This window comes from Chryseobacterium cucumeris (genome assembly GCF_001593385.1).
Taxonomy (GTDB): Bacteria; Bacteroidota; Bacteroidia; order Flavobacteriales; family Weeksellaceae; genus Chryseobacterium; species Chryseobacterium cucumeris.
Genome location: NZ_LUVZ01000001.1, coordinates 603,985 through 627,003, shown reverse-complemented (window position 1 = coordinate 627,003; position 23,019 = coordinate 603,985). Strand labels below are relative to the sequence as shown.

Below are 23,019 nucleotides of genomic sequence, written 5' to 3'. Positions count from 1 at the left end.
ATAATAATAATGATGAAAATAAAGCGACTTCTTTTACCTACTTTGCTGATCTCAGCAATTTATCATGCTCAAACTCTTCCGGCAGCAAAAAATGAAACTGAAGAGGATGAAGACATAGAATACGAATTAAGGCACAAGTCCCAACCATGGTTTTCTGAAATGAAGGACAATGTCGATTACTTCAAAGTAAAAGCCAGTTTCGACAAGTATTTTGGCAGTCACAGGTGGGAAAAAAGCAAGCCAAGAAGTATTGGCGAAGACTGGTTAAGAACAAAGTTGTTTTATCTGGATAATCAGGGGAAAGTTACCCCTGAACCTTTATTGTTCAATCAACCTAAAGTAAAAAATGTAGCCTTATTATCTACACAAACACAAGTTGGTGACTGGACAATAATAGGACCGGTAAATAGTGCAAGTACAAATTATTCCAATAAATATAATCATGGAGGGTATGTGTTTTTAACCAGGATAGATCCTACCAATGCTCAAAAGATGTTTGTATCCTTCGTAACCGGAGGGCTATGGCGTACTATAGATGGAGGAACGTCCTGGAATCTTGTAGATAACGGTTTTCCTGATTCTAAGTATAATGACATTGACGTATGTATTGCTAATCCACAAACAGTGTATGCATTAAGCGATACCCAGGTCATTAAATCTATAGATGGCGGGCTTAACTGGACTGCCACCACGATGACTTCCGCAAACTATTCCGGAAAAGCTTATGATATTGCAGTTTCTCCTTCAAATGCTAATATTGCTGTTGTTCACTGGGGAACCTCATTGTACAGAACAAGTGATGGCGGAAATACCTGGAGTGCCGTTCAAACCGGTCTTCCTGCAGATTATCAGATTGGAGATTCTTCAACGCAGAGTGAATCTTTGGAATGGGATCCGAATGATGGGAATTCGGTTTATTTTGCCAGCTCATCAAACAATAATATTTTTAAGGTTTATAAATCAACTAATCAGGGAGCTAGCTTTACCCAATTAAATTCTACTACCTTGGATACTACTGCCAATGGGCAAATTGTTGGTTGGGTTAAAGTTTTTTTACCCACAAATAATACTTCTTCGTTCTATGTAGCAGCAGGCAGCGGTGCTAATGCCTATGGGCATCAGGCGGTTAACCTTTATAAATTTAATAAAGCTACCGGAGCCGTTGAAAATTCAAGAATCAATATGGTTCCTGGTTCCGGAGGAATTAACAGTCTGCATCATGGCGACATACAAATGGACCGTAATGATGAAAATAAGATTGTATATGGAACTTATGGAGTGGGTCAAATCAGGATTTCCACAGATAATGGAGTAACCTTTACTACTCCTGCTTCATACACTCATTCTGATATCAGATCCATGGATTTCGTGAACGGAAAATTTGTAACAGGAAGTGATGGGGAAATGGCAGCATCCGGCAATTTGGGAGTCACAATGACTACTTTAACCAACAGTATTGGTAATCATGAACTTTGGGGTTTCGGAAGTGCTTTCAAAACCAATCTGGTTGCATCGGGGAATAATCACGGCCCGGTAATGATTAAGGAAAGTGCCAATGGTTTTGATTGGTATAACGGAACAGGGGCAGATCAGGGGAATACGGACGTTAATCCGTTGGATGACCGGTATATTTACAGCCAGGGATATAGTAATTACCGGTATTTCAGGACCGGCGTGAATACACTGATTAATGAACCTAATTTCCTGGATTTAGGAGGAATTTATGCTTATTTTAATTCCATAGAATTCCATCCCAATAAATACTATACCATGATTACCCATCATGCAGGTCAATATCCGACAGGCAACCCGAATTTGGCAACATGGAAAAATTCTCTTATTAAAACCGAAGACAACGGAAATAGTATATCTATCGTAAAAACCTTTGGCAATCAGGTATTCAGAGAAAAGATTTCTGCTAAAAACCCCAATGTAATGATTGTTGTTGAAGGTTTAACCAATAATAAACTTTGGAAAACGACAGACGCTGGGCTTACGTGGACTGATATTACCCCTAATACGACAGTAACTTCTGGACAAACCAATATATCAGATATTGCCATTGGAGATGATGATCCAGACAAAATATGGATAACTTACAGCGGCGTTCAGTCTGTATGCAAAGTATTAAAGTCAGGTGACGGAGGAGCAACCTGGACTAATCTCAGTTCTTCTGTACTCACGACTTCTCCTATTACGAAAATTATTTTCCAGAGAGGATCAAACGGCGGTGTGTATGTAGGCAATAAAGCAGGGATATTTTACAGAAATAATGTGATGCAGAATTGGGTAATGCTGGGTAATGGCTTGCCCATGTGTGATGTACGTTTTATGTTCATCAATTACAATGAAAATAAATTAAAAATAGGAACATCCAGAGGTGCATTTGAGCATGCTTTATATGAGATAAGTCCTCCCAGTGCTTTAATATCAGTTGGAAATAATAAAATTAGCTGTCCGGTTGCAGAAAAAGTCCAGTTTAAAGATTATTCCGTTGTACGTAATGCCAGTGCTACATGGCAATGGAGCTTTCCGGGAGGAACACCCTCTACTTCCACATTAGAAAACCCATTGGTTTCTTATGCGGGAGCCGCGAACGGAACCTATCCCGTAACTTTAACGGTGACAGATCAATATGGAACAAGCACGCAGACACTCAATAATTTTATTGAAATCAATAATCAGTGTGGAACAAGCCAGCCTGACAAAGTTCCTGGAAACAGTATAAAACTTACAGGTCAAACCACAGGTGATTATATTAAAATAGATAACGCTAACCTTAATAAAAATTCTTTTACATTCTCTTGCTGGATAAAACCCAACGGTATCCAGACCGATTACAGTGGTGTTTTTATGTCTCAGGATGGCAGCAATCCATTTGGAATGAATTTCAGAGAAGGCAACAACACAATCGGCTTTCACCCGGGCTGGAGCTGGTCATCCGGTTTGCAGGCTCCTGTAGGGCAATGGTCACACATCGCATTGGTAAGCAACGGAACGAATGTAAAAATATATGTTAACGGAAAAGAAAGTATAAATAATACAGCATTACCGTCTGAAGTTTTCAACCTCTTGTTTTTAGGAAGCTATGGAAGAGGATATACGAACAGATTTACCCAATTGGAAATGGATGAAGTTGCAATCTGGAACAGACCATTATCTATTGATGAAATCAGACAATGGAGACATTTGACAAAAAGTATTGCCGGAGATTCTATTTTAAATGGATTGGTGTATTATCTTCAGTTCAATGAATCGACCGGGAATATTACGGTTAATAAAAACAACTCAGGAACTTTTGCATCCTATCAGGGAACAGGATATACAAGATTAACTTCAAATGCTCCGGTTTTTGAAGGAGTAAGTGAAAAAATGAATGTTACGTCTTCTGGTGTGAAAGACTTTACAACTGCCGGAGTTGCTATGGAGTTTAATTCAGGTACTTATCCGAATGGAGATGTATGGATATCAAGAGGTACAATTAATCCTGACCAATTACCAAATACGGATACTAATTTTGAGTTCTATACGATTATAAACAATTATGGGACAAATCTTACATTTTCACCGCTTACATCGTTATCATTTTATAAAAATGCAGGATTTGGCAATTATCTGAATCCATCTTCTTACAGTCTCTTCAAAAGAGGGAGTAATGACTTTGGAAGCACCTGGGGAACAAGCGTCGATAATGCAGATCAGGTTTCCGGTACAGGTCTTAATACAAGGGTTACTTTTAACACAAATTTAAATGTAAATTCTTTCAGTCAGTTTTTCCTTACCAATTCATCTTCTGCATTATCCAGAGTTAATTCCGAGGTTGCGAAAAGTCAGTTGCCAAGAATTGTTCCCAACCCGTCTGCTCAGGGCTCTCCAATCTCAGTGCGCGTGCCAAAATCTTGGGTAGGCTCACAATTAATTATTTATGATATGTCCGGTAAAAAAGTAGCAGAAATATTCAGTTTAAAATCTGAAGAAAACATTATACTGAACCTTCCAAAAGGAGCATATATCGCATCCTACATATCTAAAAGCAATACATCTCAGGAAAAATTCATCATTAAATAAATTAAAAAAACAATATTTGATTTATAAGGTATGTCAGTTGACATACCTTATTTTTTGATTGTCCTGCTTCTAAAATTTTATAACTTTAATAAGGATTTCAGATACTTGTGTTCCGAAAAGAAGGTTGGGACCTTATGCTTTTGTAACAAAAAATTAATCCACTTAACATTAGGTTTTTGATAAGTTAATATTCGACGATTTAGATTTAAAATCCTATTAACAGAGAAAAAGCGCTAAAAAAATAGTTTTGCAAGGTCTAATAAATCAAATAAAAAATGAAGAAAAAACTACTAGCAGTGGGAGCTTTGGCTATACTGGCCGGTTCTGGTCTTCAGGCGCAGACCTTGATATTCAATAAGAATGCGTCATGGAGCTATAAAGATAACAACCAGGCGCAGCCAGCCGGTTGGAATGCCCAAACCTATGATATTTCAACATGGGCAGTAGGAAACGGCCCGTTAGGATATGGAGATCCTGTAACTACCACAATCAATTCAGGGCTTACTACAGCCTATTTTGCTAAAGATTTTACGGTAGATCTTTCAACGCTTTCCGATACTATGGAGTTTGGTGTGATGAGAGACGACGGTATTATTGTATACCTTAACGGAGAAGAAGTTGTAAGAGATAATATGCCTGCAGGTGCTGTTACATTCAATACTTTCTCCAGTACTACTATTGATGGGGCAGCAGAGAGTGTTTATAACATTTTTTCAATTCCAAAATCAAAATTTGTAAACGGTGTTAACAGATTTTCTATTGAATTACATAACAGAAGTACAACCAGTTCAGACTTAAGAATTGATGCTTATCTGAAAACGACTACCAATACAACTATTCCTGTAACTTGTAACGGAACGCATATCAGCTGTTTTACTTCAATTGTTCCTACAGCACAAACCAATAAGTTAATTATTCCGGCTGAACACAAATACCAGCTTATTTTAAAAGAAGGAGACAGCTATACCGAAGGCGGAGGATTGGTAGGAGGTCAGAATGACTTTACCGGTTATGTCCCAAAAACAGGAAGCAGTACGAACGGATATCTTTCTGTCAACCATGAAACGAATCCCGGAGGAGTTACCATGGCAGAAATCAACTATAACGCGACTTCAAAACTTTGGCAGCTGACAAAATCAAGAGCGGTAAGTTTCTCAGATCCAAGTTTGGTACAGACGATCAGGAACTGTTCCGGAGGAATTACGCCGTGGGGAACTATAGTCACTGCAGAAGAATCTGTAACTTCCAATGATGTGAACAATGACGGTTATAAAGATTATGGCTGGCTGGTAGAGATTGATCCTGCTACTGCTCAGGTTATATCTAAAAACCCTAACGGGACAAAAGGTAAGCTTTGGCAGATGGGAATCATGAACCACGAGAATGTGGTGATCAATAATGCGGGAACTATAGCGTATTATGGAGAAGACGGTGGAACTCACTTGGTGTACAAATATGTAATGGATACTCCTAATGATCTCTCTTCAGGAAACCTTTATGTATTAAAACTGGATCAGGGATTAACGGCTGCAGGAGATCCGGTAGGAACTACAGCGACATGGATTCAGGTTCCGAATAAAGAAAAAGTAGATCAGAATAATACCAATACCAACGCCCTGTCATTAGGTGGAACAAAATTCAACGGGGTAGAAGATGTTGATATCAGCCCGCTGGATGGTAAAATCTACTTTACGGCAAAAGGATTAGACAGAGTATACCGTTTACAGGATAACGGAACTACTGCTTCTCAGGTAGAAACATTTGTAGGTGGAAGTTCTTCTGTATATTCTTTCAATACAGCTCAGGGAATGAAATCTGAAGCCTGGGGAGACGGAAATGACAACCTTACTTTCGATGAACTTGGAAACCTTTGGGTACTTCAGGATGGTGGTAAAAACTATATCTGGGTCATTGCTCCGGATCATACACAGGCCAATCCGAAAGTAAGACTATTTGCTTCTATGCCGGCTGGTTCGGAACCTACAGGATTGACATTTACACCTGATCATAAATTTGGTTTCTTCTCTATTCAACACCCGGATTCAACAATTTCTACAGATGTAGATGCTACAGGAAATACAATTGATTACAGAGGAAAATCAGCAACGATCGTTATTGCCCTTAAAAATAACCTTGGAACTGAAGGAACTTTAGGAACTATTGATACCAAAATTGAAGAGAATACAGTAACATTAGCACCGAACCCAACTTCAGGAGTGGTAAAAATCAATTCAGCAAAAGGATTGAAAGATATTTCTGTAACAGCTTACAGCATGGACGGGAAAATCGTTTACACGAAGAAATTCAACGGAACCAATAAAGTATTGGATCTTGATTTCACACAACAGTTAGAAGGATCACGAGTTTTAGTTTTAAATATTGAAGCTGAAGGAGGATTCCAGAAAACAGTTAAACTTGTAAAGAAATAAATTATTTATAATTCTTGTCTGTCGGCAGCTTTGGTTGCTGGCAGACCTTTTATTTTTATGAAAAAGCTTTTCTTATTGATTTCCATCATCTCACTTTCTCAGATCAAAGCACAGATTGATCCGGTGAAATATCCTACATTTACCAATATTGAAGATGCTTTAAAAAGTAAAAAAGCGGTTTACAGTATAAGTTTCAGAGAAAAAGGTCTTTTCAATATTCCTCCTCAGATTGTAAAACTGGATTCATTATTCTTTTTGAATATCATGGCGAATAAGCTTGAGAAAATGGATCAGGAACTTTTTGCTTTAAAAGAACTGGAAATTTTAAATGTGAATGAAAACAGCATTAAATTTATTCCTGATGAGGTAAGCAATCTGAAGAAACTGACTACTTTTTCTATGAATCTGAACAGCTTGACAAGCATTAATCCTAATCTTGCAAAGCTTCAGAACTTAAAAGTGGTACATTTAGATGCTAATAATCTAAATACATTTCCCGAAGCCCTTATGGAAATTCCCGCGTTGGAAGAAATCAACCTTCAGGGAAACCAGATAAACTTTATTGCAGACAAACTGGATCAGATCAAAAATCTGAGATTCCTGAACCTTTCAGATAACCAGATCAATGATCTTGGAAATCTCTCTTTTCCGGAAAATTTAAAATATCTTGAACTGCAGCAGAATGCTATTATCAGGCTTCCAGAAAACCTTTTTAAAGCAAAGAAGCTTGAATTTCTGAATGTAAGCGGAAATCATATCACAGAAATATCGCCCAAAGTAAAAGGGCTGAAAAATATCGTCAGCATGAATCTGGCCAATAATGATCTGAAAGATATTCCTGTAGAAATCAAACAGCTTAAAAATCTGAAAACATTGATTCTTACAGGAAATCCTATAGAAAAATCTAAAATTGAAAACTTAAAAACCTTACTGCCGGAAACCCAGATCTATTTCTAGAACTATCCGCCAACACGTTTGGTTTTATATCCCATTTCTTTAAGGATATTCATTATTTTATCACGGTTATCTCCTTGAATGACAATCGTTCCATCCTTCTCAGAGCCGCCTATACCCAAGGTGGTTTTTATTTTCTTTGAGATTTTTTTCAGGTCTTCCTCGCTGCCTTCCCAGCCTTCAACAATCGTTACGGGCTTACCGTTTCTTCCTTTTTTCTCAAATTTGCATACCAATGGCTCTTTCTGCTTGAATTTTTCTTCAGGCATCTCAAAATCCTGCTCTTCATGATCAGGAAAAAGATTCTTCAATTGATCTCGTAAATCCATACCGCAAAATTAAAAAGATTTACGGATTAATGAATGGTAATAATTAACGAGATTTCAATTTTTCTAACCATGTCCAAGTTTTAAACCTTGACACGGTTAGAAGACTGATCATTAGCAATCCATAAAATTCAAGACTTCAAATTCTTCTATTCATAGGAAATTAGGTAAATTTGTCTAACAAAAGTTTTACAAAATGTCGAAAAAAGCAATACTGGCCATTCTTGACGGATGGGGATTGGGAACAAACCCTAACGTTTCTGCAATAGATAAAGCAAATACACCATTCATAGACAGCTGTTACCAGAAATTTCCACATACAACGCTTGAAGCGAGTGGGCTGGCGGTAGGCTTACCAGCCGGACAGATGGGAAATTCTGAAGTAGGACACATGAACCTGGGAGCCGGAAGAGTAGTATACCAAAACCTGGTGAAGCTGAACATGGCCGTTGAAAACGGAACATTGGGCCAGGAAAAAGTGATTCAGGACGCCTTTGAATACGCCAAAAAAGAAAATAAAAAAGTACATTTCATCGGACTGGTTTCCAATGGAGGAGTACACTCACATATCAATCACTTAAAAGGATTACTGACCGCTGCAAAAGAGTTCGGTTTAAATGAGAATGTTTTTGTTCACGCATTTACCGATGGCAGAGACTGTGATCCGCATTCCGGATTAGGGTTTATCGATGAACTTCAGAAACATATGGAAGCAACTACCGGAAAGCTGGCAACAGTGGTAGGAAGATACTATGCCATGGACAGAGATAAAAGATGGGAGCGTGTAAAATTAGCTTACGGTGCCCTTGTGGAAGGAATAGGAGAACAGACAACGGATGCTTTGGCAACAATCAAGATGTATTATGATAATAATGTAACCGATGAGTTCCTGAAGCCTATTATTTTAATGAATACCACTGCTACAGGAAATGTAGTGCCGGTAGCAAGAATCATTGAAGATGATGTGGTGATCTGCTTCAATTTCCGTACAGACAGAGGACGAGAGATTACAGAAGTTCTTTCCCAGAAAGATTTCCCGGAATTTGGAATGAAGAAGCTGAACCTGTATTATATCACATTGACAAACTATGATAAAACATTCCAGAATGTACAGGTTGTTTTTGATGAAAATGTTCTGACGGAAACCATGGGTGAAATTCTTGAGAAAAATGGAAAAACCCAGATCAGAATTGCAGAAACAGAAAAATATCCTCACGTTACTTTCTTCTTCTCAGGAGGAAGGGAAGAGGAATTTAAAGGGGAGAGAAGACTGCTTTGCCCAAGCCCGAAAGATGTTCCTACTTACGATCTGAAACCGGAAATGTCGGCCTACGATATCACCAATGCTATCGTGCCGGAACTGGAGCAGGGAACTGCTGATTTTGTCTGCTTAAATTTCGCCAATACAGATATGGTAGGCCATACAGGTGTTTTTGAAGCAGCAGTGAAGGCAGCAGAAGTGGTAGATCAATGTATAGAAAAAGTGGCTACAGCTGCCTATGAAAACGGATATGCTGTTTTCATTCTTGCCGATCACGGAAACTCAGATGTAATGATCAATCCGGACGGAACTCCAAATACTCAGCACTCTACAAACCTGGTTCCTTTTATCGTGATGGATAAAGACCATACATGGAACCTGAAGCCTGGAAAACTGGGCGATGTAGCCCCTACAATCCTTAAAGTAATGGGTGTTGAAATACCAGATGCAATGACTGGAGAAGTTTTGTTTAATTAATATTCAATAATATTGTTAAAAAAATGCCGTTATGCTTTAGTAGCGGTATTTTTTTTTATGATTTATGTCAGATAAAGTATGCAAGTCATACTTTATTATGCGTTAAATAATAAATAAATCATATCTTTGTAAATTAAAACTGAATAGTAAAATGTATCAAAAGCTTGTTAGGAAAGAAGTAATGGGATTATTGGAAAAGGAAGTAGGTTCTTTTCTTGATAAATTTTTAACGCCAATTGAAAAAATATGGCAGCCTTCCGATTATTTACCAGATCCTTCAAGTGAAGAATTTAAACACGATTTAGAAGAAATTCAGACCTTTGCCCGTGAAATGCCTTATGATCTTTTTGTAACATTGATTGGGGACTGTATCACAGAAGAAGCTCTTCCTTCCTATGAGTCTTGGTTAATGGGAGTTGATGGAATCAATCAGGAAGAAAAATTAGGCTGGGCCAATTGGGTAAGAGCATGGACTGCTGAAGAAAACAGACACGGAGATTTATTAAACAAATATCTTTATCTGTGTGGAAGAGTAAACATGAGAGAAGTGGAAATTACCACTCAATACCTGATTAATGATGGCTTCGATTTAGGAACCAGCATGGATCCATACAGAAACTTTATTTATACAAGCTTCCAGGAAACAGCTACCAATATTTCTCACAGAAGAGTTGGTACATTGGCTAAACAATCAGGAAACGGAAAATTAGCAAAAATGTGTGGTGTGATTGCTGCAGACGAAGCAAGACATGCTAAAGCATACAAACATTTCGTAGCAAAAATCCTTGAAGTAGACCCTTCAGAAATGATTCTGGCATTTGAAGATATGATGCGTAAGAAAATTGTAATGCCTGCTCACTTAATGAGACAGTCCGGACAAAAAGCTGGTGAACTTTGGGGACATTTCTCAGATGCTGCACAAAGATGTATGGTCTATACAGGTCAGGATTATATCAATATTATGAAAGACCTTTTAGATGAATGGAAAATTGAGCATGTAAAAGGACTTACAGAAAAGGCAGAAAAAGCTCAGGAATACCTGATGAAACTTCCTGCAAGGCTACAGAAGATTACAGACAGAGTTTCTACTCCGGATCTTCAGTTCCAGTTTAGCTGGGTAAAAAGCTAATTAGATCTATTATTATTTAAAATATAAAAGTATTGAGTGCCTTTCTTTTTGGCACTCTTTTTATTTCTTATCTTTGCAAAGCTAAAAAAAGAACAAAATGTTAAATAATAAAAAGATTGCTGTTGACTTTGACGGGACTATTGTTGACGATGCTTACCCGGCAATTGGAAAACCGAAAACTTTTGCATTCGAAACTTTGAAAAGACTTCAGTCTGAAGGATTCAGATTGATACTTTGGACATACAGACACGGAAAAACATTAGATGAAGCGGTAGAATTCTGTAAAAAAAACGGAATAGAATTTTATGCTGTGAACTCAAGCTTTGAAGGAGAAGTTTTTGATCCTGAAAATCAGTCCAGAAAATTAGATGCAGATTGGTTTATCGATGACAGAAATTTAGGTGGATTTCCGGGATGGGGTGAGATCTACAATATTATTCAGGAAAGAATAGAATTCCGCGTTGAAGGAAAAGAAGTTCTTGCCTATTCAAAACTTAAAAAAGAAAAGAAAAAAGGACTTTTCTGGTAGAATAAAACAATTTAAATTTAACAGTGTACCAATTTACCAATCCATATTGTTACACTGATCTATTAATACATTGGTAAATTAATACAATGATTCAATTAAAAACAATAGACGAATTACGTCTGATGAAGGAGAGTGCCCGACTGGTTTCTAAAACATTGGGAATGTTGGCAAAAGAAATTAAACCGGGGATTACTACCTTATATTTAGATAAACTGGCTCATGATTTTATTAAAGATCATGGTGCTGAACCCGCATTCTTAGGCTACGGAGGATTTCCAAACTCTTTATGTATCTCTCCGAATGAGCAGGTTGTTCACGGTTTCCCAAACAATGATGTAGTAAAAGAAGGAGATGTTCTTTCTGTAGATTGTGGCGTTATTTTGAATGGTTTCGTAGGAGATCATGCTTATACTTTTGAAATCGGGGAAGTGAAACCTGAGGTTAAAAAATTATTGCAGGTTACCAAGGAATCTTTATACAAAGGAATTGAGCAGGTTGTCAGAGGAAAAAGAATAGGAGATATCTCCCATGCCATCCAGACACATTGTGAAAAGGAAGGGTATGGAGTAGTAAGAGAGCTTGTAGGACACGGATTAGGAAGAAAAATGCACGAAGATCCGCAAGTTCCTAACTATGGAAGACAAGGAAGCGGAAAAGTAATTAAAGACGGTTTAGCCATTGCAATCGAGCCGATGGTTAACATGGGAACTGAAAAAGTAAAATTCCATAATGACGGTTGGACAGTAACTACTTTAGATAATTTACCTTCTGCTCACTTCGAGCATGATGTAGCTGTGATCAATGGTAAGCCGGTATTGCTTTCTACATTTGATTATGTATACGAAGCTTTAGGGATTGTAAGTGATGAAGAAAAGCAGTTCCAACTGGATTTTTAATGAAAAAGGTAACTAAGCTTTTACTGAATAAAATTCCACGTCCTATGCTTATTAAAATTAGCATCTGGGCAAGACCGCTTATTTATCAGTTTTTCAAAGGAGATCAGTTCTTTGATCCTATTGATGGAAGATCTTATAGAAAATTCCTTCCGTATGGATATGGAAAACAAAGAGAAAATGCTCTTTCCCCCGGAACGTTAAGTTTGGAAAGACATCGCCAGATGTGGCTGTATCTTCAGAATGAAACCGATTTTTTCATTAAGAATTATAAAGTACTCCATATTGCGCCCGAGCAGGAATTTTTAAGGAAATTCAAGAGAATGAGCAACCTGAATTATATCTCTGCAGACCTTTATTCTCCTATTGTAGATGTGAAGGCTGATATTCTGGATTTACCTTTTGAAAATGATAGTTTTGATATCATTTTCTGTAACCACGTTCTGGAACATATTGAAGACGATGCAAAAGCAATGAGCGAGCTATACAGGGTAATGAAACCTGGCGGGTGGGGAATTCTTCAGGTTCCGATGAAAAATTCATTAGAGAAAACCTACGAAGACTTCACGATTAAAGATCCAAAAGAACGTCAGAAACATTTCGGACAGTACGATCATGTTCGTTGGTACGGAATGGATTATTTTGACCGTTTAAGAAAGGCAGGCTTCGAAGCAGAACAGAACTTCTATTCACAGACATTCTCTGAAGAAGAAATAAAAAAATTCGGATTAAGACATAATGAAATCTTACCTGTAGTTTATAAGAAATAAAATAAAAACCGTTTCAGCCAGTGAAACGGTTTTTTTATTTACATGAAACGTTCTGTTTTTATTCTTTGACAAAAGGGTAGGACTTATAATTTTCTATCGTTACAATATATTGCCCTTTCTGTAAATTGCTTGTATCAACTGATGTTTTGTTGCTGTTGGTTGTAGTCTCAAATACCAGTTTTCCTGACAAATCGTAGATCTTAAGAGGAAGGTTTTTCTCAATATTTTCAAGATGCAAAACTTCTTTTACAGGATTTGGATATGCTTTAAACGTTTTCGTTACTGCAGCAGTCTCTTTAGTGCTCAATTGGTCAGTATTGTTATAGTAAATTTTGTTTCCTGAAGGATCTGTAATCACCAAAGTTTTTACAATTCCGTTGGTTGTTATTTGGTAACTGTAAATTGATGCATATGCTCCTAAACCATAAATATCACAGTTTTTCTGATCATAAGCACGAACAGGTGCTGCATTTCCGCCATTATAAAATAAAAGAGTACATGCACTTGATGTTTTGATCAGATTGTTGCTTCCGGGCATAATCCCAAAGCCCATCATAGAGGTGTTATAATATCTGGAATTAATAACATAGCTCGTTCCTCCCGTGGAATTAAATGTAGTTGCGGGAACTCCATTATCTATTAAAGGTGTATTGGTAGTCTGGCCACTGCTTGTTACCATTTTGGAAATATACCAGTTATTGGAAATTAATTCAGAGGTTTGCTGGGCAGTTAGTAAGCCACCTGCTAAAAGGAATAGAATTTTTTTCATAGGTTAAAAGTTTCCGATAAAGATATAAAAGAATTTCTTTTTCTTGTCAAATAAATTAAAACCTGAAAATGATTAAAAAAAACCGCCTTCAATACGAAAACGGTTCCCACTTTTAAATATAGATAGAAATTTATGCGCTTTTTAATGTGATGAGGATACAGCCTTTAATCCTACCACAGAACCTATAAGTGTTACAATAAAAAATACTCTCCAGAAACTTACAGGATCCTTAAAGAATATGATTCCCATTAAGGCAGTTCCTACTGCTCCAATTCCCGTCCATACCGCATAAGCAGTACCGATAGGTAAGGTTTGAGTAGCCTTGATGAGTAAAAGCATACTGATTGTCATTGTTACCAGGAAACCCGCGTACCACAGGTACATTTCAGTTCCTGATGTTTCTTTTGCCTTTCCCAGACATGATGCGAAGGCAACTTCAAATAATCCTGCGATAACTAATATTAACCAATTCATTTTTTAAAATTTTACTACTGCAAATTTCAGAATTTGACAGGAGAAAAAATTTTACAATTGTTAAAAAATGAAATTAAAGAAAGAAAGATGGGAGCTGGAAGAATGAAGATGTAAATGAAAGAGTTGTCATATCATTAGGAGCGGACTTTAGTCCGCTTATAATATAAAAGATCATTCCGTTGGCTTTAGCCCAAACATAAATTAAGGATCAAAGAATTTTTAATCTACTTGATTTCGGCCCGTATTCTACTCAAACTTACCTGAGTAATCCCAAGATACGACGCAATATACCCCAGCTGAACCCTTTTTAACAGTTCAGGTTGATACGCCATAATATCTTTATAACGTTCCAGAGAAGTTTTGAACTGTCTGGAAATAATCAGTTCTTCAGATTTTATCATTTCTGCTTCTGCCAGCTTTCGTCCCCAGTTGGCAATATGGATATCTTCATTGAACAGTTTTCTTAGGTTTTCTGTTTCCATTCTGTACAGATCACAGTCTTCCAGAAGTTCAATGCTTTCATAGCCGGGTTTGTCCTCCACATAGCTTTTCATAGAGAGAATACATTGTCCCTCGCTTCCGAACCAGAAAGTAATATCATTGTCAGCTGTTGAAGAATAAGCACGTGCGATCCCCTTTCTTATAAAATAAAGATAAGGAATCACTATATCAGCTTCCATCAGACAAAAGCCTTTAGGATGGGAAACTTCGGTAATATACTCTTTTAAACTGTTTTTTGAGGTCTCAGGAAGGAGGTAAACCTTATCAAGAATCTGGTCTATATTCATAAAGATGAATTCTAATAGTCAAAAATATCAGTTTTAAGTAATGCAATACAAAATTATCAGATATTTTTTATCAGAAATATTGCAATACGTATAATCAAAAATTTTTCTGATTTCAATTTATTTATTGTCAATACTACAAAGGAAAAGAGCAAAATTTTCCTCCATTGGAGAGGTGTCAAAAATTCAAAGAATTTTTGATGGCTTGGTGAGCCCGGCAATTGTGATCCAGGGTAAATTTCCTTTTCTCACACTGTATTTAGGCATATAACTCTCTTTTTTCTTTTAATTGTTAAGATTAACGGTAAAGACCAATTTTGTTTTACTAACTTTGCAGTTCGTAATATTATTTTTATGCACAAAGCTGGATTTGTAAATATAGTTGGAAAGCCCAATGCGGGAAAATCGACCTTGCTTAACCAATTGATGGGAGAGAAGTTGGCGATTGTAACGCAGAAAGCTCAGACAACCCGCCACAGAATTTTTGGTATTTATAATGAAGATGATCTTCAGATTGTATTTTCTGATACTCCGGGAGTATTGGATCCAAAATACGGACTGCAGGAGAAAATGATGGATTTTGTAAAGGACTCTTTGCAGGATGCTGACGTTTTCCTGTTTATTGTAGATGTTACCGATAAAGCAGAACCATCAGAATTTTTAATTGATAAACTGAATAAAATTCCTGTTCCTGTACTTCTTCTCTTAAATAAGGTAGATCAGACGGACCAGGCAGGTCTTGAAAAATTGGTAGAAGATTGGCATGCAAGAATTCCAAAGGCTGAGATTTTACCTATCTCTGCATTGAATGCCTTCAATACAGAAGTTATTTTACCTAAAATAAAATCTTTGCTTCCTGAGAATCCGCCTTACTATGATAAAGACCAGTACACGGATAAACCTGAAAGGTTCTTTGTTAATGAGGCTATTCGTGAGAAAATCCTTTTGAACTACGATAAAGAAATTCCATACTCTGTAGAGGTAGTGACTGAACAGTTCAAAGAGAAAGAAGGAATTATCTTTATAGACTCTATTATTTATGTAGAAAGAGATACTCAAAAAGGAATTATTATCGGGCATAAAGGAGAAGCGATTAAAAAAGTTGGAACTGAAGCCAGATTGGACCTTGAGAAGTTTTTCACCAAAAAAATTCATTTAAACCTTTTTGTAAAGGTGAAAAAAGACTGGAGAAAGAACGATAGGGATCTTAAAAATTTCGGTTACAGATAGACTAAAATAGCCTGTAATCCCGTTGTATTAAAAGATTTTTTACTACCTTAGTATAAATTTTTTAGTACATGAACTATAATAATTCAAATTTCAGCTCAATACCTAAAGATATTATTTTACTGGCAGTAAGAGTGTTTGTTGGTTTTGCCATGCTTTCTCATGGTTTTCCAAAGCTTCAGATGCTATTGGCTGGTGGTAAAATCGAATTTTTTGATTTTATGGGATTGGGACCACAGGTGTCATTGATTCTTACGGTTTTTGCTGAATTTGTATGTTCAATACTCCTGATATTAGGGCTTTTTACAAGAGTTGCTCTGGGATTTTTAATCTTTACAATGATCATTGCAGGTTTTGTGGTACATGGAGCAGATCCATTCGAAAAAAGAGAAATGAGCCTTATTTATCTTTCTGTTTATCTTTTGCTTATGGTAATTGGAGCTGGAAAAGTTTCAGTAGATCATATGATTGAAAGAAGAAAAAGAGCTTCAGACTGGTAATCTTACAACCATACAAAATAAGGAAGGCACTTCAGAAAATGAAGTGCCTTTTCTGTTATTAATAATTACAGTTAGGTAAGCATTCCCAGATCAGGGCTCCGTTTTCATCTCTTACTCTGCAAGCCATAAAGCCTGCATCACATAGTGGAGCATTTCCTCCGTTAATCAATTTTAAATTTCCTTTTGATAATTTTTTTAAATTTTTCATATTATTTTAATTTGTAAGATAAATGTAATAAAAAAATAAATATGACACTAAAAGGAGTCTTATTTTAAGTGTTAAAATTCTTTTAAAATTCACTACATTCGTAAAAAATGAATTTATAATGAAGATAAAACTGACTATTTGCCTCTTGGCATTTCTCAATTTTTATGATGCACAGGAAAATATTAGCTATCAGAAACCCTCTGCCGAGATTTTAAAACTTGCAGATTATGAAAGACCTCCGAGTGTTCTGATGAACAGCAAAAAAGACTGGGTAGTGTTTACGTATCGCCCTACATATAAAACATTGGAAGACCTCAGTCAGAATGAAATGAAGCTTGGCGGACTTAGAATCAATCCTGTTACCAATATTTCAAGCAGCATGATCTACTCCAATAATCTGAAGATCAGAAAGCTCAATGATAAAAATGAAATTCAGGTAAAAAATTTACCTTCCCATTCAAAAATTGCCTACGTTTCGTTTTCACCGGATGAAAAGAAGCTGGCTTTTACCAATACAACCGCTAAAGGAGTAGAACTTTGGATAGTGGATATGGAAACAGCATCTGCCAAAAAGATTACAGCAGATAATCTGAATGCTAATTTAGGAATGCCTTATATATGGTATAATGACTCTCAAAGCTTCCTGATCAGAACGCTTCCACAAAACAGAGCTGCTCTTTTAAATGCAGACGAAGACCTTCCGACAGGCCCGATTGTTTCAACAGCAGATGGTAAGGTTTCCCAGAACAGGACTTATCAGGATCTTTTGAAGAACCCTCAGGACGAAAAAAACTTTGAGACCCTTACTGCTTCTGAAATTTATAATGTAGATCTTACAGGAAATCTTAAGAAACTGAAAGATCAGGATATGTATGCCGGCTTAAGTTTTTCTCCGGACGGAAGCTATCTGCTGGCTACAATTATTAAAAAACCATTCTCTTATATTGTGCCACTGAGCAGATTTCCATCAACAACGGTGGTGTATGATATGAAAGGAAATACTGTAAAAACAGTAAATGACGTTCCTTTGAATGAAATCATGCCAAAAGGATTTTCATCCGTAAGAACCGGAAAAAGAGAAATGGAATGGAGAAGCGATGCTCCGGCTACTCTTACCTATGCGGAAGCTCTGGATGGAGGAGATCAGTCTAAAACAGCAGAGTACAGAGACGAGATATTTACCTGGGAAGCTCCGTTTACAGCGGCTCCGAAATCTTTCTTCAAAACAAAGCAGAGATATAAGGACTTGGTGTGGACTAATGATCATTATGCTATTGTTTCTGAAGGCTGGTATGATACAAGAAATACAAAATCTTACCTGTTGGATCTTAGCAGTGGAGAATCAAAAGTTTTCGATGACAGAAATTACCAGGATGTTTACAGCGATCCCGGACATTTTAATACAACGAAAAACCAATACGGAAGATCTGTAGTCGATATGAAAGGTGGAAAAGCCTATCTTATCGGAGATGGATTTACCAAAGATGGACAGCACCCGTTTATCGACGAAATGGATATTAAATCTTTGAAAAAGAAAAGACTTTATACCTCTAATCTTAAAAACGCTAAAGAAGGGATTGTAGATATTTTAAATCCTTCAAAAGGAGAAATTCTGACCACTCAGCAGTCACCAAGCCAATATCCGAATTATTTTAAAAAGAATATTAAATCTAATAAAGCAGAAGCCGTAACCAATTTTGCAAATCCTTTTGAAAGTATCAAAGACGTTTACAAAGAAGTGATTACTTACAAGAGAAATGATGGTGTTACCCTGACAGGGACCCTTTATTTACCTGCAAACTATGATAGAAAGACAAAGAAAGAAAAATTACCTTTATTAATCTGGGCTTACCCTAGAGAATATAAAGATAAGGATACTGCAGGACAGAGTACTCAAAATGATAATGACTTTACATTCCCAACGTATGGCTCTTTTGTATATTGGACAGCTAAAGGGTATGCTGTTTTAGATAATGCTGCTTTCCCAATTGTTGGGGAAGGGAAAACAGAACCTAATGATACCTTTATTCCTCAGTTGGTAGCCAATGCTGCTGCTGCCATTGATGCAGTAGATCATTTAGGATATATCGACAGAAAGAAAGTGGCTGTAGGAGGGCATTCTTACGGTGCATTTATGACGGCAAACCTTCTGACTCATTCTAACCTTTTTGCCTGTGGAATTGCAAGAAGTGGTGCTTATAACAGGACTTTGACACCATTCGGGTTTCAGAGTGAGCAGAGAAACTATTGGGATGTTCCGGAAATCTACAACACGATGTCTCCGTTTATGCATGCGGACAAAATGAAGACACCGCTTCTTCTGATTCACGGGGATGCAGATAATAATCCGGGTACATTTACATTGCAGACGGAAAGATACTTCCAGGCACTGAAAAATTTAGGTGCTCCAGTGAAAATGGTTCTTCTTCCAAAAGAAGCCCACAGTTACCAGGCGAAAGAAAATATTTTACACGTTTTATGGGAACAGGATCAGTTCCTTGAAAAGTGCTTGAAGAAATAAATAAAAAAAGAGACTGTTAATCAAAAACAGTCTCTTTTTTTGATTAAAAATATATTAAGGAAGTTGGGGCGTTGTTATATCGTATTTAAAAGCGCTTCAAAATCTCATCAATACTCTTAAGCTCCATAAAATTAGGATGCTCAAGGTTTACATCATGCTGTTCATGACTCCAGGTGACGTGATAAGGAATATGAGCGGCATAGCCACCGATTTCTAGTACCGGCAGAATATCTGATTTGATAGAATTTCCAAGCATCAGAAAGTTTTCAGGTTGGCAGTCCAGATGTTTCAAAAGCTTTTTATAATCGCGTTCTTTTTTGTCACTCATGATTTCAATGTGATGAAAATAATCCTGTAATCCCGAATTTTTCAGTTTACGCTCCTGATCCAGCAAATCGCCTTTTGTGGCAACAACCAGTCTGTATTTTCCTTTTAAACTTTCAAGGGTTTCGGTAACTCCATCCAATAATTCTATAGGTTTCTGAAGAAGCTCCTGACCCAGAATAATAGCTTTATTAACTAATTCCAATGAAGCTGTATTATTAGAAACTCTAGTGATGGTTTCAATCATACACAGCATAAATCCTTTTACTCCATAGCCATACAGATGGAGATTCTGCATTTCTGTTTTAAACAATTCCTGTGATACCGAATGTTGTGGAAGATAATCTTCAAGAAGTACACAGAATTCTTTTTCTGCTTCCTGAAAATAAGGTTCGTTGATCCAAAGTGTATCATCCGCATCAAAAGCAATGGTTGTAATATGATTATTCATTTTTGTTTTGTAATTTTCTGTCCGTAAAATTCAGTATAAAAACTCAATAAGAAAAGGACATTTGTCCCGGGAGAATATGTTAAGGACGAATCAGACATTTTTAAACTATCTTGATGAACTGCACAAAAAGCAGAACAGGAGTGACGATTTTATAGTAAAATCTTTTTCTGCAGGGGATCAAATACTGGTACAGGATCATCAGCTTTCTCATGTCATGATGATTAAAGAAGGGATTGTCAAATGCTTTCTGGCTGAAGAAAACGGAAAAGAATATATTGTTGAGTTTCTGGGAAGCGGTGAAATCATCGGGGAAGTGGAATTAATCAAAAATATAAACTGTCTGTGCAGTATTGAAGCCCTCAATGAAGTGACAGTATATGCAGTAAAGATTCCGTTTTTTAAAGCTTTGATTAAAAATGATCTTGCCCTGAATCACCTTCTTTTAGAATCTTTTGCAGAGCGAATTATCAATACTTCCAGCAGAGCATCCTATCAACAGTTGTATACGATAGAACATACTTTAAAACAATTGTTACAAATGCAGGCTAAGCAGAATATTCATATCTCCAAAGAAGATATGGCGGCTTATTTAGGAATTACAGTAAGAAGTTTAAATAGAATTTTAAAAGATTTGAAATAATTTTCCTTGCTCCTTAAAAATATTCAAAGTTTAAATTTATTACTTCTTTGCGTATTCCAAAAAAATGATTGTATTTTTAGGGGTGTGTCTGCTTTAATTATTAAAAATGAAATAAATTAAGTATGTTTTTTCAGGGGTGATTTTAAAATGTAGTATTTTTGCGTTAAAATAATTTGACTTCAATATTCATGGAAAAACTAAAGTTCAGAAATGCTGAATTAGCCGATTTGAATAAAATCGTAGCCATCTACAACTCAACAATTGCTTCAAGAATGGTCACTGCAGACATGGAAGAAGTTTCTGTGGAAAGTAAGCTAAAATGGTTTGAAGAGCATAATCCCCAGACAAGGCCGCTTTGGGTAGTTGAAGATGACCAGAATCAAACCGTTGGTTGGATCAGTTTCAGTTCATTCCATGAAAGGGCAGCATATAACGGTACGGTAGAAGTAAGTATTTATCTGGATGAATCCTGCAGAGGAAAAGGATACGGAAAAGCCATTCTTCAATATTGCATTGATAACGCCGGAAAATTTGGAGTAAAAAACCTTGTAGCGCTTATTTTCCTTCATAATGAACCAAGTTTGAAGTTATTCAGACACTTTGGATTTGAAGATTGGGGAAGTCTTCCTAATGTAGCGATTCTGGATGGTGTGGAAAGAAGTTTGAAGATCTTAGGGAAGAGGATAGATTAAATTGAGCAGAAAGGCGGATAAGCTAGTGTCTATTTGTGAATTTAATTTATGCTGTTTGTGTTTAGAAAATATGCATAATTATATAGATATAGAAAGGATATAGCGCATTGTTCTGTAGTAAACTAACGAACATAAAAAAGGCTGTCTCACATTGAAACAGCCTTTTTGTTTTTATGAATTCTGCTTAATTCTTTTCGCAGACATATTCAGGAATCGTTTTACCAGGAAAACAGCGGAAACCGTTAATCCCAGTCCAAGTGCGATCCACATTCCGAATGCGCCCATTTCTAAAGTAACACAGAAGAAATATCCCAAAGGAATGGTAATCACCCAGTATGCAATAAAGGTATAAATGGAAGGAATTTTCACATCCTGCAAACCTCTGAGCATTCCCAAAGCTGTCACCTGAATTCCATCAGAAAGCTGGAATAAAGCAGCGATGATCATGAGTTTTGCAGCCAGGGTAATGACTTCCACTTCTTCTTTTTTCGTGAAGAAGGTAGGAAGGATATTTCTGCCTAAAATAAACACCAATCCGCAGATGCACATAAAAATAAAGGCGATTTTCAGGTTGTTGATTCCTACCTTTCTCAGTTCCACAAAATTCTGTTCACCCAGTTTTCTCCCAATCATTACCGTAGAGGCAACACTGAATCCAACACATAAGTTGAAGGTAAATGAAGCCATGCTTAATGCGATCTGGTGAGAAGCAATATCGTGTGCTGAGATCAGCCCGCAAATAAATGCAGCTCCGGCAAAAGCAGTTACTTCAAAGAACATCTGTAAAGCTGTAGGTAATCCAAGTCTCACCATTTTATCAAACATCTGCTTTGAAAAAACCTGAATTTTTAAAGAGAAATCTTTGATATAGCGTCTTGTTCTTTCTTCTTTTACCAAAACAAAATAAAGAAAAACCACCATAAAAATTCTGGAAATCAGAGTAGCCAGTGCAGATCCCTGTACACCCATTGCCGGAATTCCCCAAAGTCCTTTGATAAAGACATAGTTTAAGGCAATATTGATGATATTGGCAATAATGGTCGCTTTGGTAACTCCAATGGTATAAGATAAACCTTCAGAAACTTCACGAAGGGTCTGAAAGGCCATGAATGGTATCATACTGATCACCATGATACTTAAAAAGCTTACCGTATCAGGAATGATCTTGGCGGGCTGTCCGGAATGATAGAGAAGTGGCATTCCCAAAAGGAGAATGACCATCAGGATAATTCCGACCGACATATTGATAATAAAGCCGTGGCTGAATACAGAATTGATCGTAGCGTGATCCTGTTTGGAGTGCGCTTCCGAAACCAATGGTGGAATGGCAAATGAAAAGCCCAGGGCTAGCACAAATATGGAGAAAAACACAGCATTCCCCAATGAAACAGATGCCAGAGCATCAGCACCCAATAATTTTCCGACAATAATATTATCGAATAAGTTTACTGAAACTTGCCCCACCTGAGTAAGCATTACAGGCAGAGCCAAAGTCAGGCATTCTTTTGTATAGTTTTTGTTTAAAAAGTTCATAATATTTTAAGATTCATATAGTTTATCATTCAAATAGGGTCAAAAAAAAATTTGCAGTG

The 23,019-nt window shown here is 36.8% G+C and carries 20 protein-coding genes; 13 read left to right on the top strand and 7 right to left on the bottom strand.

Annotated features, from left to right (window positions below; translation table 11 throughout):
• The first annotated feature begins 9 nt into the window (after nt 1-9).
• The 3 genes from A1704_RS02825 to A1704_RS02815 all read left to right on the top strand — a co-directional run bounded on the left by A1704_RS02825 (nt 10) and on the right by A1704_RS02815 (nt 7,454).
• A complete protein-coding gene (locus A1704_RS02825) occupies nt 10-4,068 on the top strand; it encodes a LamG-like jellyroll fold domain-containing protein (protein WP_062670267.1) in 4,059 nt (1,352 codons plus the stop codon).
• 275 nt (nt 4,069-4,343) lie between these two features.
• Nucleotides 4,344-6,497: an alkaline phosphatase PhoX gene (locus tag A1704_RS02820; RefSeq protein WP_062670265.1), complete on the top strand. Its 2,154-nt coding sequence runs from the start codon at nt 4,344-4,346 to the stop codon at nt 6,495-6,497.
• A gap of 57 nt (nt 6,498-6,554) precedes the next feature.
• Complete coding sequence (locus tag A1704_RS02815) at nt 6,555-7,454, top strand: leucine-rich repeat domain-containing protein (RefSeq protein WP_062670263.1); 900 nt, start codon at nt 6,555-6,557, stop codon at nt 7,452-7,454.
• Between the two features lie 2 nt (nt 7,455-7,456).
• Here the strand turns inward: A1704_RS02815 and A1704_RS02810 are convergent, their stop codons facing one another.
• A complete protein-coding gene (locus A1704_RS02810; RefSeq protein WP_062670261.1) occupies nt 7,457-7,780 on the bottom strand; it encodes a translation initiation factor in 324 nt (107 codons plus the stop codon).
• A gap of 193 nt (nt 7,781-7,973) precedes the next feature.
• Here A1704_RS02810 and gpmI point away from each other — a divergent pair, with 193 nt between their 5' ends.
• The 5 genes from gpmI to A1704_RS02785 all read left to right on the top strand — a co-directional run bounded on the left by gpmI (nt 7,974) and on the right by A1704_RS02785 (nt 12,836).
• Nucleotides 7,974-9,515, top strand: a complete 1,542-nt coding sequence (gpmI, locus tag A1704_RS02805; protein ID WP_062670259.1) for a 2,3-bisphosphoglycerate-independent phosphoglycerate mutase — start codon at nt 7,974-7,976, stop codon at nt 9,513-9,515.
• A 151-nt stretch (nt 9,516-9,666) separates the two neighbouring features.
• Nucleotides 9,667-10,644 (top strand): acyl-ACP desaturase, encoded by a 978-nt coding sequence (locus A1704_RS02800; protein ID WP_047431293.1) that lies wholly within the window; start codon nt 9,667-9,669, stop codon nt 10,642-10,644.
• A gap of 97 nt (nt 10,645-10,741) precedes the next feature.
• Complete coding sequence (locus tag A1704_RS02795) at nt 10,742-11,173, top strand: BT0820 family HAD-type phosphatase (protein ID WP_062670258.1); 432 nt, start codon at nt 10,742-10,744, stop codon at nt 11,171-11,173.
• A gap of 86 nt (nt 11,174-11,259) precedes the next feature.
• Nucleotides 11,260-12,069: a type I methionyl aminopeptidase gene (gene map / locus A1704_RS02790; protein WP_062670256.1), complete on the top strand. Its 810-nt coding sequence runs from the start codon at nt 11,260-11,262 to the stop codon at nt 12,067-12,069.
• Complete coding sequence (locus A1704_RS02785; RefSeq protein ID WP_062670254.1) at nt 12,069-12,836, top strand: class I SAM-dependent methyltransferase; 768 nt, start codon at nt 12,069-12,071, stop codon at nt 12,834-12,836. The genes map and A1704_RS02785 overlap by 1 nt, the downstream gene beginning before the upstream one ends.
• A 58-nt stretch (nt 12,837-12,894) precedes the next feature.
• On the opposite strand, the gene A1704_RS02780 is transcribed toward A1704_RS02785, so the two are convergent.
• The 3 genes from A1704_RS02780 to A1704_RS02770 form a co-directional block, all read right to left on the bottom strand.
• Nucleotides 12,895-13,605 carry a T9SS type A sorting domain-containing protein gene (locus A1704_RS02780; protein ID WP_062670252.1) on the bottom strand — a complete coding sequence of 237 codons (711 nt, stop codon included), beginning with the start codon at nt 13,603-13,605 and terminating at the stop codon, nt 12,895-12,897.
• Nucleotides 13,606-13,746: 141 nt separating this feature from the next.
• Complete coding sequence (locus A1704_RS02775) at nt 13,747-14,079, bottom strand: DMT family transporter (RefSeq protein ID WP_034696733.1); 333 nt, start codon at nt 14,077-14,079, stop codon at nt 13,747-13,749.
• A gap of 224 nt (nt 14,080-14,303) precedes the next feature.
• Entirely contained in the window at nt 14,304-14,867 is a 564-nt protein-coding gene (locus A1704_RS02770; protein WP_062670250.1) for a Crp/Fnr family transcriptional regulator, read from the bottom strand.
• Between the two features lie 351 nt (nt 14,868-15,218).
• Between A1704_RS02770 and era the strand changes: the two genes are divergently transcribed.
• Entirely contained in the window at nt 15,219-16,094 is an 876-nt protein-coding gene (gene era / locus A1704_RS02765) for a GTPase Era (RefSeq protein WP_062670247.1), read from the top strand.
• 68 nt (nt 16,095-16,162) lie between these two features.
• The gene (locus A1704_RS02760; protein WP_034696730.1) at nt 16,163-16,591 is read left to right on the top strand and encodes a DoxX family protein; all 429 of its coding nucleotides are present in this window, start codon (nt 16,163-16,165) and stop codon (nt 16,589-16,591) included.
• A gap of 58 nt (nt 16,592-16,649) precedes the next feature.
• Here the strand turns inward: A1704_RS02760 and A1704_RS24335 are convergent, their stop codons facing one another.
• Nucleotides 16,650-16,799, bottom strand: a complete 150-nt coding sequence (locus A1704_RS24335; protein WP_157885743.1) for a bacteriocin-like protein — start codon at nt 16,797-16,799, stop codon at nt 16,650-16,652.
• A gap of 118 nt (nt 16,800-16,917) precedes the next feature.
• Here A1704_RS24335 and A1704_RS02755 point away from each other — a divergent pair, with 118 nt between their 5' ends.
• The gene (locus A1704_RS02755) at nt 16,918-19,320 is read left to right on the top strand and encodes a S9 family peptidase (protein ID WP_062670246.1); all 2,403 of its coding nucleotides are present in this window, start codon (nt 16,918-16,920) and stop codon (nt 19,318-19,320) included.
• Between the two features lie 85 nt (nt 19,321-19,405).
• On the opposite strand, the gene A1704_RS02750 is transcribed toward A1704_RS02755, so the two are convergent.
• Complete coding sequence (locus A1704_RS02750; protein ID WP_062670244.1) at nt 19,406-20,095, bottom strand: HAD family hydrolase; 690 nt, start codon at nt 20,093-20,095, stop codon at nt 19,406-19,408.
• Nucleotides 20,096-20,171: 76 nt separating this feature from the next.
• On the opposite strand from A1704_RS02750, the gene A1704_RS02745 reads away from it, so the two are divergent.
• Complete coding sequence (locus tag A1704_RS02745; protein ID WP_062670243.1) at nt 20,172-20,735, top strand: Crp/Fnr family transcriptional regulator; 564 nt, start codon at nt 20,172-20,174, stop codon at nt 20,733-20,735.
• A 188-nt stretch (nt 20,736-20,923) separates the two neighbouring features.
• Nucleotides 20,924-21,427: a GNAT family N-acetyltransferase gene (locus A1704_RS02740; protein WP_062670241.1), complete on the top strand. Its 504-nt coding sequence runs from the start codon at nt 20,924-20,926 to the stop codon at nt 21,425-21,427.
• 171 nt (nt 21,428-21,598) lie between these two features.
• Here A1704_RS02740 and A1704_RS02735 read toward each other — a convergent pair whose 3' ends face one another.
• Complete coding sequence (locus tag A1704_RS02735) at nt 21,599-22,960, bottom strand: MATE family efflux transporter (RefSeq protein WP_062670239.1); 1,362 nt, start codon at nt 22,958-22,960, stop codon at nt 21,599-21,601.
• Nucleotides 22,961-23,019: the final 59 nt, after the last annotated feature.

Coding starts and splice junctions, on each gene's coding strand:
- A1704_RS02825 (WP_062670267.1), top strand. CDS start 10: ATGATGAAAATAAAGCGACTTCTTTTACCTACTTTGCTGATCTCAGCA.
- A1704_RS02820 (WP_062670265.1), top strand. CDS start 4,344: ATGAAGAAAAAACTACTAGCAGTGGGAGCTTTGGCTATACTGGCCGGT.
- A1704_RS02815 (WP_062670263.1), top strand. CDS start 6,555: ATGAAAAAGCTTTTCTTATTGATTTCCATCATCTCACTTTCTCAGATC.
- A1704_RS02810 (WP_062670261.1), bottom strand. CDS start 7,780: ATGGATTTACGAGATCAATTGAAGAATCTTTTTCCTGATCATGAAGAG.
- gpmI (WP_062670259.1), top strand. CDS start 7,974: ATGTCGAAAAAAGCAATACTGGCCATTCTTGACGGATGGGGATTGGGA.
- A1704_RS02800 (WP_047431293.1), top strand. CDS start 9,667: ATGTATCAAAAGCTTGTTAGGAAAGAAGTAATGGGATTATTGGAAAAG.
- A1704_RS02795 (WP_062670258.1), top strand. CDS start 10,742: ATGTTAAATAATAAAAAGATTGCTGTTGACTTTGACGGGACTATTGTT.
- map (WP_062670256.1), top strand. CDS start 11,260: ATGATTCAATTAAAAACAATAGACGAATTACGTCTGATGAAGGAGAGT.
- A1704_RS02785 (WP_062670254.1), top strand. CDS start 12,069: ATGAAAAAGGTAACTAAGCTTTTACTGAATAAAATTCCACGTCCTATG.
- A1704_RS02780 (WP_062670252.1), bottom strand. CDS start 13,605: ATGAAAAAAATTCTATTCCTTTTAGCAGGTGGCTTACTAACTGCCCAG.
- A1704_RS02775 (WP_034696733.1), bottom strand. CDS start 14,079: ATGAATTGGTTAATATTAGTTATCGCAGGATTATTTGAAGTTGCCTTC.
- A1704_RS02770 (WP_062670250.1), bottom strand. CDS start 14,867: ATGAATATAGACCAGATTCTTGATAAGGTTTACCTCCTTCCTGAGACC.
- era (WP_062670247.1), top strand. CDS start 15,219: ATGCACAAAGCTGGATTTGTAAATATAGTTGGAAAGCCCAATGCGGGA.
- A1704_RS02760 (WP_034696730.1), top strand. CDS start 16,163: ATGAACTATAATAATTCAAATTTCAGCTCAATACCTAAAGATATTATT.
- A1704_RS24335 (WP_157885743.1), bottom strand. CDS start 16,799: ATGAAAAATTTAAAAAAATTATCAAAAGGAAATTTAAAATTGATTAAC.
- A1704_RS02755 (WP_062670246.1), top strand. CDS start 16,918: ATGAAGATAAAACTGACTATTTGCCTCTTGGCATTTCTCAATTTTTAT.
- A1704_RS02750 (WP_062670244.1), bottom strand. CDS start 20,095: ATGAATAATCATATTACAACCATTGCTTTTGATGCGGATGATACACTT.
- A1704_RS02745 (WP_062670243.1), top strand. CDS start 20,172: ATGTTAAGGACGAATCAGACATTTTTAAACTATCTTGATGAACTGCAC.
- A1704_RS02740 (WP_062670241.1), top strand. CDS start 20,924: ATGGAAAAACTAAAGTTCAGAAATGCTGAATTAGCCGATTTGAATAAA.
- A1704_RS02735 (WP_062670239.1), bottom strand. CDS start 22,960: ATGAACTTTTTAAACAAAAACTATACAAAAGAATGCCTGACTTTGGCT.